Genomic DNA, 12,315 nt, shown 5'->3' with positions numbered 1-12,315 from the left:
AAATGAATTTATGGTAACGAATACAGAGGTAAAAGAACTCGGGCATTTTATTAATGGTGAAATCGTTGCAGGCACAAGTGGTAAATTCTCAGATGTTTTCAATCCAAGCTTGGGGGCTGTAATTGCAAAGGTCCCTATTGCAACGAAAGAGGAAGTTCAACTCGCAATTGCAAAAGCTAAAGCAGCCTTTCCAGCATGGCGCGCCCAGTCGGTTGGCAAACGCGTTGAAATTGTTATGAAGTTTCGGCAAATGATGACCGAACGTATCGATGAGCTCATCGACATTATTTGTTTGGAAAGCGGTAAAACAGTTGAGGATGCGAGAGGGGAAATTACACGTGGTTTAGAATCCGTCGACTTAGCCATCAGTGCCCCTCATTTATTAAAAGGCGATTACTCTGTCAATGTGGGTGGAAATATTAATGCTTATTCTGCAAAAGTACCACTGGGCGTTGTTGCAGCGATTTCCCCTTTCAACTTTCCAGTGATGGTCCCACTTGCTATGACAAGTATGGCGGTCGCTGTCGGCAATTCAGTCATTTTAAAGCCGTCCGAGCGTGTGCCCTGCTCAGCATTGTTTATTTCGGAACTTTGGAAAGAAGCGGGTTTACCGAATGGTGTTTGGACGGTCATCAATGGGGACAAGGATGCGGTTAACGAGCTCTTAGAAAACTCTGTTGTTGAAGCCGTTTCGTTTGTCGGCTCCACAGCAGTCGCTGAAACGATTTTCACTACCGGTTCTAAATATGGCAAGCGCGTTACGGCTTTAGGTGGCGGCAAAAACAATATGATTGTCATGCCCGATGCAGATTTAGAACAGGTTGCAAACGCATTTTTAGGCGCAGCATTCGGAGCCGCATCCCAACGCTGTATGGCCATTTCCACAATCATTCCCGTTGGCGAGGAAACAGCAAATAAACTTGTTAAAGTACTGGCTGATAAAATTGCAACATTAAAAGTAGGCCCATACACAGATCCAGACGTTGATTTTGGACCTGTTATTACAAAAGTGTCAAAGGATACAATTATCGGCTTTATAGACCGTAGCCTGAAAGAAGGCGCTACACTTGTATGCGATGGACGCAACCCAGACATCGCTAAAAGTTCCAACGGCTTCTATCTAGGTCCAACCTTATTAGATAACGTCAAACCTGGTATGGAAATTTATGAGCAAGAGGTGTTTGGACCGGCTCGTAACGTCGTCCGGGTAAATTCATTAGAGGAAGCTATCGACTTAGTCAATGCACATGAGCTCGGAAACGGGGTCACAATTTTCACAAATAACGGGGCGGCCGCTCGCAAATTCGCTACGGAAATCGATGTCGGAATGGTCGGGATTAACGTGCCCATTCCAATTCCCGTCGGATATCACAACTTTGCTGGCTGGAAGCGCTCTAGATTCGGCGAGGGACATATGTTCGGACCAGACCAAGTCCGCTTTTTCACCAAAACCAAAACCATTTCAGAAAAGTGGTTTGAAGAAAACAGCGAATCCGTGTCAACATTTGCTTTTCCAAGCAACAACGACTGATCATTTGCTTTAAAAGTATGAACTTCTGTACTTCTTGGAACCGAAATACTCCTCATTAGGTAGACAGCCGAAAAACCTGTTTACCTTCGAGGAGTATTTTTTATGGCCTGAAGTAAGCATTATCTAGAAATGAATTTTGTATCTATTTTTCTTGTTGGTAAAATAAAAAGCACCTCATAAGAGATGCCGATTCACAAACTGGTCCGATTGAAATGTAGTTCTTATACAACAAAAACAAACGAACAATGCACCATTTAATTCTTAAAAGTCTGTACAAAAAGACCGTCTCCTTGAAGCCATTCGGCTATAAAAACATCTTGGTAATCAGTAATATTTTGAGCGTTTAATTGTGATTTTAACCAAGTTTCATTAAAACCTAAATCAATAATTTCATCCCATAAAACTTCACCATCTCTTATTAAAGTGGCTGGAACATAGGATACTTTTGAAGGCATATTGAAATCTTCCTGAGTCGTTTTTTGGTACTTTGATTTCTTTAAAATACTAATCGATCCATTCGCCTCTAAATAACAATAGGCGACCTCACGAATAGAAAAGGTCTCACTTTGTCGCAGTAAACTTTGTAACTGATTAATAGTCAGCCTATTTTTCTTTAACATCTCTCGATCAACGATTCCATTTTTGATAAGTGCCGAGGGTTTCCCTTCGGCCACGCTCCTAAACGCAAGGGATTTTTGACTTAGGTATTCAAAAGTAAAAAGCAACCCACCCCATATTGCCATCGCGTAAACAATATAAAACACGCCTACTTTCTCATCATATAAAGCATTTCCTAATAGTTCGCCGAACACAATCGCCGCAATAAAGGTGAAAGGGGAAATCTGATTAATAATTTTTTTCCCTACAAACTTAATTATTAGGAACAGGAAAACAAATCCAACTATAAGCTCAATTGTTAAGTTTGCTATACTCATTTATTAACAACACTCCATCCATCTTTAAAACACGCCATCCTCCTTTAATCTACCCTAGTTATTACTAGAATATAATCTCGAATTAACATTGTCTGCTTCATGGAAGTAGTTAACTTCATTACACAATAAGAAAAGCCGCCCTGTTAAGGCAGCTGATTGATCAATTAAAACACCCTATAGAGAGAGAGAAGAGAAGAGACTCTTCATTCGCCAACTTGCAGTAGATACATTTTTTCTTCTCCATCATCCTTCACTATCAGAATATCTCCTCTTTCTTTTGAAACATAAATTTTTGCATCAATCGACAAATTATTAGCCATTCCTTCAGACACCTTTCCAACTTGCTCGCCCTTTGTTAATTTTTCTTGCTCAACCCAGTCAATTCCAGCTTTATAAACCATCCCATCATACTCAAGAATATCTGCATTAGAATCTAGCTTTAATACTTGTTTTTTGCTTAAAAAACCGCCTGTATTTTGTCCTGGACTGACGGTACAACCTATTAAAATTAGAGGGATTAAAAATATTGTGAGCAGAACAGATAATACACGCATTGAATTTCTCCTCTCTGATCTCATAAATTGGAACTATTACTGAATAGGTTTCAGATTTCTTATACAAGAACTGCACCCTTTAGTTTAATTACTAAACCCCACATGTGCTGACTTTAATAGTTAATGACAAAAACCATTTCTAGCATCAAAAGAGATACTGAATTTTTCAGTTTGAGGGTTATTATTTCTTATTGATGTACTACCATTTGTGAATTTTTCATTGGGAATCTCTTCAAGTCGTTCTCCTTTTTCATTGACATAAAAAGCTTTTACTTTATGCCACCCTAAACCAGAGATAACATCTGACGAAGATGATGTTGATACTATCCCATCATCAGGAATTTTAATGATTATTTCTTCGTCGTCTATTTTTAACGGTTCTTCATTAGGCTGATTATATAGTAGATACATACAGCCATCGAAGCCTTCAGGAAGATGATAAACGACCGATACATCCGAATGTGCCATTTCATAACTAATGTATAAAAACCCCGCAACTATTAATAGAGTTAAACTCAACCACCATATTATTCTTTTCAAATTCCCACCTTCCCTTTCTTTAACTAAACTGGCCCGATTCTTGAATACGTGCTTTATAATAACTACACTCCGTTGCTTGAAGTGCAGGCTTCGACTCCGAGAGGATCAGCGAAAGTCGTTACGAAGAACGGCTTTTGCGAGATAAAGCGTTAGCTTTTTGAGCATATCTTTGCACTCGCCTTGAGACCCTGGACGGAGCGCAGCGAAGGAACATTAAGTCTGCCTTAATTTCTGCCAAACCACAGAAATACGGCAAAGCGAACACTTCGCTGTTCACTTGGCTCAAGCCATGCCCAAAGAAGAATGGTTTTTATTCTTCTCCAGCGGAAAGCGCGCCCCGGAACGGAAAGCAATAGTTTATCTACATAAAATTTTAGCCCATCTGTTGAACCTTTTCATCTACTATCGCATTCAAACACGCTCTCATTTTATCGCCAAATAAAAAAATCTCCACAAACGCTATAACTTAAACGTTTGAGGAGATTTTTTTCATTACCCTTTGTACTTCCACTTTTTATGTACGTCCCAGGCAGGATTCGAACCTGCGACCGATGCCTTAGAAGGGCATTGCTCTATCCAGCTGAGCTACTGAGACATGTTGTTGAACAATCAGATGATCGCTAACGACAAACTTTAGTATAGTTACTTTCAAAGCAAATGTCAAAGGTATTTTTAAAAATTCTTAAAAGAAATTGAATCCACCACATTATGGTCCATATTTTTAAAGGTTACAGCAACTGTTCCATTCCATTCAATCTCAGCATACGTAGGCTTCTTACCACCTCTTGGTTGCATTGTACTACCAGGATTAACAAATAGAACTCCATCAATCATTTCTGCTCCGTACAGGTGAGAATGACCAAATAAGACAATATCTGCATTATTTTCTTTTGCAGAATAATAGAGCCTTGTAAGTGATTCTTTAACACCATGTTCATGACCGTGTACAGTTAATACTTTTTTATCTCCAACAGGTACTACTAATTTTGCAGGAAAATCAGCATCAAAATCACAATTACCACGAACTTTATGCATTTCTAAAAACACAGGATCCGTATAAGCCAGTTCACTATCTCCACAATGAAAATACTTATCACCGGATTGTAGAGAAACAGCTTTCACCGTTTCTTTATCTCCATGCGAATCGCTCATAACGATAATTTTCATAGTACATCACTCACTTCACCTGTTAAAATTGAAATTTCACCTTGCAATTTCGATAGGGCTGCACCACGATGGGAAACTTCATTTTTCTCATCAGGTGTTAACTGTGCCATTGTACGCTTCTTTTCTGGAACATAAAAAATCGGGTCGTAACCAAATCCGTTATCCCCTTTTCGTTCCAACTGAATTAGACCTTCACAACTGCCTGAAAATGTTTCCGTTTCAAAATTGGGCCCCGCAACTGCGAGGACACATCGAAAACGGGCCGTACGCTCCGCCATAGGCACTCCAGTCATTTCAACCAACACTTTATCGATATTCGCTTCATCGCCCTTTAAAGGCCCCGCAAAGCGTGCAGAATAAACACCAGGTGCACCGTGGAGAGCGTCTATTTCAAGTCCACTGTCATCCGCTATAACAATTTTACCAAGTAGATTTGCTACAGTCTCCGCCTTCAAAATAGCGTTCGCCTCAAACGTATCCCCAGTTTCTTCAACATCGATTGCTTCATCCAAATCATTTAACGATAAAACCGATATTCCAAAAGGCTCAAGTAGCTTAGAGAAATCATTGACTTTCCCCATATTATTCGTCGCAATCAGTACTTCTTTCATTCGGGTACACTTCCATAAAAGCCTATTAGGTCTGCCATATCGCCTAAAGCATTCGTTTGGATTTCAAATAATTCCTTAATCCCCTCTTCTGCAAGCGCAACAAGATCATTCATTTCAGCCCTTGTAAAGGTCGCTTCTTCACCGGATCCTTGTAATTCTACGAATTCTCCACGACCTGTCATGACGACGTTCATATCCACAGCTGCGGAAGAATCTTCTATATAATCAAGATCTACGATTAGTTCATCTTCAATTGTCTTGCCTACACTTGTTGCCGCAAGTAACGAAGATACCGGAAATATCCTGAATTGCTTTTCAGAGTTAATTTTTGCAATTGCGATCGTCATAGCAACGAAGGCTCCAGTAATAGATGCAGTTCTCGTTCCGCCATCTGCTTGTATTACATCACAGTCAATCCAAATGGTGCGTTCCCCAAGAGATTCTAAATCTACTACAGCACGTAATGCACGACCGATTAGACGTTGAATTTCCATCGTTCGTCCACTGACTTTTCCTTTTGCAGCCTCACGTTGCGTTCTCTGGCCTGTAGCACGGGGCAACATGGAATACTCAGCAGTTATCCAGCCTTTTCCGCTTCCTCTTAAAAAGTGCGGTACACGGTCCTCAACAGACGCTGTACAAATTACTTTTGTATTGCCGACCGAAATAAGTACAGATCCTTCGGGGTGAATTAAATAATCCGTTTCGATTTTTACTGGTCTTAACATATTTAACGTTCTGCCATCATGTCTCATATTGGGTACCCTCCACTATTGTAATTCCGTAATTCATCTTATCATAACCTGATTCTTATACGCAAAAACCCAGAATGTTAACTTTCAACATTCTGGGCTAATTCCAATTCAATATACCTAACATCAGGTTCTTTTATGTCTAACCAATCCATTACAATATTTTGAAAACCATCGATTGAACCGGTTGTATAAAAAATAGGTTCAGTCGTGTCCTCTGCTAAATTCCGAACACCCGTAACTAATAATGTTTCTTCAACATCGCGCACTGTTTCTATCGCTGAGGAAATAATTTTCACGGATTTCGAAAGATATTTTTCGATTTTATCTTCCAAAAGTGGGTAATGCGTACACCCTAATATAGCAGCATCGAAATCCAATTTAGTAATTGGTGCAAGTGATTTCTTAACAACTTCATCTGCATTTTCCGACTTGTATTGACCACTTTCGACAATAAGAACGAACTCCGGACAAGCGAGTGGATAAACAGTGGCTTCAGGGATTAAGTTTTTAATCGCGGCATCATAAGAACCGCTTTTAATAGTACCGATTGTTCCAAGAACTGCTATTTTACCCGTTTTTGTAGCATTTACTGCTGCACGTGCTCCGGGATTTATAACGCCAATTATTGGAAAACTAAAGAGTGCTCGAATATCATCTAGCGCTACAGCAGTTGCTGTATTGCAAGCAACTACTAGCATTTTTATCCCCATTTGGGAAAGTGCAGTGGCCATTTCAATCGTAAAGGTTTTAACTTCTTCCACCGAACGTGGCCCATAAGGACAGCGTTTTCGATCGCCGATATATATAATCGATTCGTTCGGCAAAACTTTCAACATTTCCTTTACAACTGTTAAACCACCAACACCTGAATCAATAATACCGATTGCTGCGTCCATTTCAATCCCTCAATCCTTTTTCATCTCATCATGAAGTTTCGTCAGTAGAGATGAAAAAAGCGTAATCTCTTCTTGATCAAAATCAGATAACACTGTGCTGAGATAATAACTGCGTTTGTCTATCACTTCTTCAATTACACGTTCCCCTTCAGCAAGAAGATGGATTCGGACAACTCGACGATCATGTTCATCACGAACTCGCTTCACTAGATTGTTCTTTTCCATACGATCAACAAGATCCGTTGTCGTACTAAATGCTAGAAACATTCGGTTCGACAAATCTCCAATTGTCATATCTCCATGCTCAAACAGCCATTGCAATGCTATGAATTGGGGAGGTGTTATCGTGTAATTCTCAAGGATTTTTCGTCCCTTTTGTTTAATAATTGCTGCAATGTAGCGGAACTCTTTTTCCATATGTGCGATTTCTTCTGTAGTGTGATTTTTAGGTGTCATCTGTTCCGTCAAGTGAATCAGCTCCTCAAAAAAGCGTACTGTTTCTCTCATTGTCACCCTTTTCATCACTTAAGGCAATAAGTTTAACTTAATTTAAGTTCACCGAGCCTTAATAACTCAATAATAGCTTGTGCCCTGCCCGAAACTCCAAGTTTCTGGATTGTGTTCGAGATGTGATTTCGGACAGTCTTTTCACTAATACCGAGCCGTCCTGCGATATCTTTTGTCGTCTGATCCTCAATGAGTAGATTAAAGATTTGTCGTTCTCTTACAGTCAACAATGACCGATGTTTTGATTCATCTATCAAGACGCGCCCCTCCTATCACGTTCACTTTAAAATATGTGAAAGGAGTGTAAGCTGTGACGGCTATTTGATAGATTCACCGACAAAAAGCGACTTTTCTTTTTCTGTCCAAACTATTCCTCGTCCTGTTTCTTTACTAATCTGCACTAGTGTCCCTCGCCCTGTAAATACAATTTCATCTTTGGCGTTCTTCGCCATGTAGTGAATGTCTACTGAAGAATTACCAACCGAAGCTGCTTTCACATAGATATCAAGTGCCTCATCAAAAAATACTTGTTTCAAATAATCGCACTGTAAATCTGCTACAACCGGAATAGTGACACCATTAGGATCTAACCAGTCGTTCATTAGGCCAATTTGTTTTAAATATTCAATCCTTGCGTACTCATAATATGCGAATGTGACCGTATTATTTAAATGACCATACATATCTGTCTCAGAAAACCGTACCGATACGGAAACCGAAAATTTGAATTCAGAAGCCCATTCATTTAACTCATTTATGTAACTCGCTCTCATGAAATTTACCCCCTATATAAAATAATGAATCATTGTTCATTATCATATTGTACCAAACATATGACAGTAATTGAACAATGAAACAACTATATTAAATAAAATAAATTAAAAAAATCCTGTCCTGGATTGTAACCAGAACAGGATTTGTTTATATTAGTCAACCATATGGTCGCTTCCGAAGAAGTTTTTGAACATATGAATATTTGTAGCACGGTTCATAGCTGCAATAGATGTTGTTAACGGAATTCCTTTTGGACATGCAACAACACAGTTCTGTGAGTTACCACATTCAGCAATTCCTCCGTCCGTCATAAGAGCATCAAGACGTTCATCTTTGTTCATTGCACCTGTTGGATGCGTGTTGAAAAGACGAACTTGTGATATAAGTGCTGGACCGATGAAATTCGTTTTATCGTTCACGTTCGGACAAGCATCAAGACAAACACCACAAGACATACATTTCGAAAGCTCGTAAGCCCATTGACGTTTACGTTCAGGCATACGAGGACCATCACCAAGGTCATACGTACCATCGATAGGAACCCATGCCTTAATTTTCTTAAGCGAATCAAACATAAACTCTCTATCTACGATAAGGTCGCGGACGACTGGAAATGTTTTCATTGGCTCAAGTTTGATGGGTTGTACAAATTGATCAACGAGCGCTGTACACGATTGACGTGGACGACCATTGATGACCATTGAACATGCACCACAAACCTCTTCCAAACAGTTCATATCCCAGCTTATCGGAGTAGACTTTTTACCATCTGCATTCACTGGGTTACGACGAATTTCCATAAGTGCAGAAATTACGTTCATATTTGGTCTATAAGGTACTTCAAATGTTTCCCAGTACGGTTTAGAATCCGATTTATCTTGACGCTGTATTTCAAATACTACAGTTTTTGGCTTTGTTTTCTGTTCATGTTCTGGAACAGCTGTATTTAGATTACTCAATTACTTCAATCCCCTTTCGATGCAGAATAGTCACGTGCACGTGGTGGAATCAATTCAGCGTCAATCTCTTCATAATGGAAGATTGGTGCTGATTTTCCGTCGAATTTCGCCATTGTCGTTTTCATGAAATTCTCATCATCACGGTTCGGAAATTCTGGTTTATAATGTGCGCCACGGCTTTCATTTCGATTAAGAGCACCTAATGTAATAACACGTGCTAAATATAACATATTTTTCAATTGACGTGCGAATGTCGCACCTTGGTTAGACCAAAGTTGAGTGTCGGTCATACTAATATTTTCATATCTCTCAAGAAGTTCCAGAATCTTTTCATCCGCTTTTGCCAAACGATCATTGTGACGAACTACTGTTACGTTTTCCGTCATCAACTCGCCAAGTTCACGGTGAAGAACATACGCGTTTTCATTTCCGTCCATTTTAAGAGTAGCATCCCATTTTTCTTGCTCTTCTTTTACAGCTGAATCGAAAATTGTCGATGGAAGTTCTATAGCTGTACGCTTTAGACCTTTCATGTACTCAATAGCTTTTGGTCCAGCAACCATCCCACCATAAATTGCCGAAAGAAGTGAGTTCGCACCAAGACGATTTGCACCGTGCTGTGAATAATCACATTCTCCTGCTGCAAATAATCCAGGAATATTTGTTTGCTGATCATAGTCTACCCAAAGTCCACCCATTGAATAATGAACAGCCGGGAATATTTTCATAGGAACTTTACGAGGATCATCACCTGTAAACTTCTCGTAGATTTCGATAATACCACCAAGTTTAACATCTAATTCATGTGGATCCTTATGAGAAAGATCCAAATAAACCATGTTTTCACCGTTAATACCTAGTTTTTGATTGACACATACGTCAAAGATTTCACGCGTTGCAACATCTCGGGGTACAAGGTTTCCGTATGCAGGATATTTTTCCTCTAAGAAATACCAAGGTTTACCGTCTTTATATGTCCAGATTCGTCCGCCTTCCCCACGTGCTGATTCACTCATAAGACGAAGTTTATCATCTCCTGGGATTGCAGTTGGGTGAATTTGGATGAATTCTCCGTTTGCGTAATATCCACCTTGTTGGTAAACGATCGAAGCTGCTGATCCAGTATTGATGACAGAGTTTGTAGATTTACCGAAAATAATTCCGGGACCACCTGTTGCCATAATAACTGCGTCACCTTTGAATGCTTGAATCTCCATTGTATATAGGTTTTGCGCTTTAATTCCACGACAAATACCTTCATCGTCAAGAACAACTCCAAGAAATTCCCAATGCTCATACTTCGTAACAAGACCGTCAACTTCATATCTACGAACTTGTTCATCAAGAGCATACAAAAGTTGTTGTCCAGTCGTAGCACCCGCAAAAGCTGTACGGTGATGAAGTGTTCCTCCAAAACGACGGAAGTCAAGTAAACCTTCAGGCGTTCTATTGAACATAACGCCCATACGATCCATAAGACGAATAATCCCAGGAGCCGCATCTGTCATCGCTTTAACTGGTGGTTGGTTTGCTAGAAAGTCACCACCGTAAACTGAGTCATCGAAATGAATAGCAGGAGAATCTCCTTCTCCTTTTGTGTTAACTGCACCGTTAATGCCGCCTTGCGCACATACGGAGTGGGAACGTTTAACCGGAACTATGGAGAACAACTTAACAGGCGTTCCTTCTTCTGCCGCTTTCATTGTAGCCATTAAACCGGCAAGACCGCCGCCAACGACAATCAATCCGCTTTTAGCCATTATTGTTTCACTCCTCAATTTTTAAATATACATTTTAATTACTTATTTAGACAACAAACGCAAAAATTGCTTGCATTCCAATTACTGAAAGGATTAAAAACACACCAATCGTAACATACGAAACAATTTTTTGTGATCGAGGCGATTGTGCAAGACCCCATGTTACAAGGAAAGACCAAAGTCCGTTCGCTAAATGGAAAGTAGCTGCAAGAACACCAACAATGTAGAACACCAAGAAGAAAGGACTCGCTAAAATATTAGCCATCATATCAAAGTCAACTTCTTGCGCGCCAATCGCTTTTTGAAAACGAGTTTGATATATATGCCATGCAATGAAAATAACAAGCATTACACCAGTGATTCTTTGTAGTTTGAACATCCAGTTACGGAATGTGCCATACCGTTTGACGTTATTTTTAGCTGTGAAGGCTATGTAGAGACCAAAAACTGCATGTAACAATAATGGAATATAAATAACAAACCATTCTAAGAAAAGAACGAAAGGTAAGCTTTCCATAAATTTTGAAGCTGTGTTAAAAGCATCGGGTCCGCGTGTCGCAAAATGGTTTACTACCAAATGCTGTGTCACAAAAAGCCCTATTGGAATAATACCCAATAATGAATGAAGACGTCGAATATAAAAATCAGATTCTCTCAACAATTTTTTACCCTCCCTTTTACTGAGGTTATACCCACGACTGACATCGTTTTGACACGAGAAATCGATTGACGATACACCTCTTCATGGTACAATATTAGAACATGTCTATTGTACTCCTCCAATTTAAGGAGGTCAAGATGGATATAGGTTTTCGGGTGTAATTATTCAAATTTATATATTATTTAATTTCATAAAAATTACTGTCTAGAAGGGTTGCACAATCTATTGGATAACAATACATACGGAATGCCGACTCGTTTTGGCTATGAAATTTTGCGCGACCATGTATTACCAAGCATACTTGGTCCCAACGAAAGCGATATTCTATATTGGTCTGGTAAAGAAATCGCTCGAAAGTTCCCTATTTTCGCCATAGATGAGCTTCCATCTTTTTTTATAGAAGCAGGATGGGGTTTACTTACGCTTGAAAAGACTACTAAATATGAAGACTTTTACATTTTAAAAGACAACTCCGAATACATGAACAGCCAAAAAAGAACTTTTGGTCTAGAAGCAGGTTTCATTGCAGAACAATATCAAAAAATCAATGGAGTTCTTACTGAATGTTTCGGCGAGGTAAAAACAAGTAAAAAAGATGCTCATATTCAGCTACATGTGAAATGGGACTTAAAATCAAAAGTTTGACACATTAAAAATAAGATACT

At 39.4% G+C, this 12,315-nt stretch carries 15 protein-coding genes and 1 tRNA gene; 2 read left to right on the top strand and 14 right to left on the bottom strand.

The genetic code is table 11. The features are described 5' to 3' along the window. Positions 1 to 10 precede the first annotated feature (10 nt). Positions 11 to 1,531, top strand: coding sequence for a CoA-acylating methylmalonate-semialdehyde dehydrogenase (locus ACFSFY_RS04100; protein ID WP_381535892.1), 1,521 nt, complete (start codon positions 11 to 13; stop codon positions 1,529 to 1,531). A 254-nt stretch (positions 1,532 to 1,785) separates the two neighbouring features. Here the strand turns inward: ACFSFY_RS04100 and ACFSFY_RS04095 are convergent, their stop codons facing one another. The 14 genes from ACFSFY_RS04095 to ACFSFY_RS04030 all read right to left on the bottom strand — a co-directional run bounded on the left by ACFSFY_RS04095 (position 1,786) and on the right by ACFSFY_RS04030 (position 11,650). After that, entirely contained in the window at positions 1,786 to 2,466 is a 681-nt protein-coding gene (locus ACFSFY_RS04095) for a DUF421 domain-containing protein (RefSeq protein WP_381535891.1), read from the bottom strand. 203 nt (positions 2,467 to 2,669) lie between these two features. Continuing rightward, positions 2,670 to 3,020, bottom strand: a complete 351-nt coding sequence (locus ACFSFY_RS04090; RefSeq protein WP_381535890.1) for a hypothetical protein — start codon at positions 3,018 to 3,020, stop codon at positions 2,670 to 2,672. Positions 3,021 to 3,140: 120 nt separating this feature from the next. Then, the gene (locus tag ACFSFY_RS04085; RefSeq protein WP_381535889.1) at positions 3,141 to 3,560 is read right to left on the bottom strand and encodes a DUF6843 domain-containing protein; all 420 of its coding nucleotides are present in this window, start codon (positions 3,558 to 3,560) and stop codon (positions 3,141 to 3,143) included. 521 nt (positions 3,561 to 4,081) lie between these two features. Further along, a tRNA-Arg gene (locus ACFSFY_RS04080) sits at positions 4,082 to 4,155 on the bottom strand. Between the two features lie 77 nt (positions 4,156 to 4,232). Then, positions 4,233 to 4,727, bottom strand: coding sequence for a metallophosphoesterase (locus ACFSFY_RS04075; protein WP_381535888.1), 495 nt, complete (start codon positions 4,725 to 4,727; stop codon positions 4,233 to 4,235). Further along, a complete protein-coding gene (locus ACFSFY_RS04070) occupies positions 4,724 to 5,338 on the bottom strand; it encodes an XTP/dITP diphosphatase (protein ID WP_381535887.1) in 615 nt (204 codons plus the stop codon). The genes ACFSFY_RS04075 and ACFSFY_RS04070 overlap by 4 nt, the downstream gene beginning before the upstream one ends. Next, entirely contained in the window at positions 5,335 to 6,093 is a 759-nt protein-coding gene (gene rph, locus ACFSFY_RS04065) for a ribonuclease PH (protein ID WP_381535886.1), read from the bottom strand. The genes ACFSFY_RS04070 and rph overlap by 4 nt, the downstream gene beginning before the upstream one ends. Before the next feature lie 77 nt (positions 6,094 to 6,170). After that, a complete protein-coding gene (gene racE, locus ACFSFY_RS04060) occupies positions 6,171 to 6,989 on the bottom strand; it encodes a glutamate racemase (protein ID WP_381535885.1) in 819 nt (272 codons plus the stop codon). A 9-nt stretch (positions 6,990 to 6,998) separates the two neighbouring features. After that, on the bottom strand, positions 6,999 to 7,445 hold the full coding sequence (locus ACFSFY_RS04055) for a MarR family winged helix-turn-helix transcriptional regulator (protein ID WP_381536046.1): 447 nt from the start codon (positions 7,443 to 7,445) through the stop codon (positions 6,999 to 7,001). 83 nt (positions 7,446 to 7,528) lie between these two features. Then, positions 7,529 to 7,750, bottom strand: coding sequence for a helix-turn-helix domain-containing protein (locus ACFSFY_RS04050; protein ID WP_417766395.1), 222 nt, complete (start codon positions 7,748 to 7,750; stop codon positions 7,529 to 7,531). A gap of 63 nt (positions 7,751 to 7,813) precedes the next feature. Then, positions 7,814 to 8,269, bottom strand: coding sequence for an acyl-CoA thioesterase (locus tag ACFSFY_RS04045; protein ID WP_381535883.1), 456 nt, complete (start codon positions 8,267 to 8,269; stop codon positions 7,814 to 7,816). A 153-nt stretch (positions 8,270 to 8,422) separates the two neighbouring features. Then, positions 8,423 to 9,229 carry a succinate dehydrogenase iron-sulfur subunit gene (gene sdhB, locus ACFSFY_RS04040; protein WP_381535882.1) on the bottom strand — a complete coding sequence of 269 codons (807 nt, stop codon included), beginning with the start codon at positions 9,227 to 9,229 and terminating at the stop codon, positions 8,423 to 8,425. Between the two features lie 5 nt (positions 9,230 to 9,234). Continuing rightward, complete coding sequence (gene sdhA / locus ACFSFY_RS04035; protein WP_381535881.1) at positions 9,235 to 10,989, bottom strand: succinate dehydrogenase flavoprotein subunit; 1,755 nt, start codon at positions 10,987 to 10,989, stop codon at positions 9,235 to 9,237. A 46-nt stretch (positions 10,990 to 11,035) separates the two neighbouring features. Then, the gene (locus ACFSFY_RS04030) at positions 11,036 to 11,650 is read right to left on the bottom strand and encodes a succinate dehydrogenase cytochrome b558 subunit (RefSeq protein WP_381535880.1); all 615 of its coding nucleotides are present in this window, start codon (positions 11,648 to 11,650) and stop codon (positions 11,036 to 11,038) included. 246 nt (positions 11,651 to 11,896) lie between these two features. Between ACFSFY_RS04030 and ACFSFY_RS04025 the strand changes: the two genes are divergently transcribed. Then, positions 11,897 to 12,295 (top strand): YslB family protein, encoded by a 399-nt coding sequence (locus ACFSFY_RS04025; RefSeq protein ID WP_381536045.1) that lies wholly within the window; start codon positions 11,897 to 11,899, stop codon positions 12,293 to 12,295. Positions 12,296 to 12,315: the final 20 nt, after the last annotated feature.

Source organism: Sporosarcina siberiensis (genome assembly GCF_042681925.1).
Taxonomy (GTDB): Bacteria; Bacillota; Bacilli; order Bacillales_A; family Planococcaceae; genus Sporosarcina; species Sporosarcina siberiensis.
This window is presented reverse-complemented; position numbering and strand designations above follow the sequence as displayed.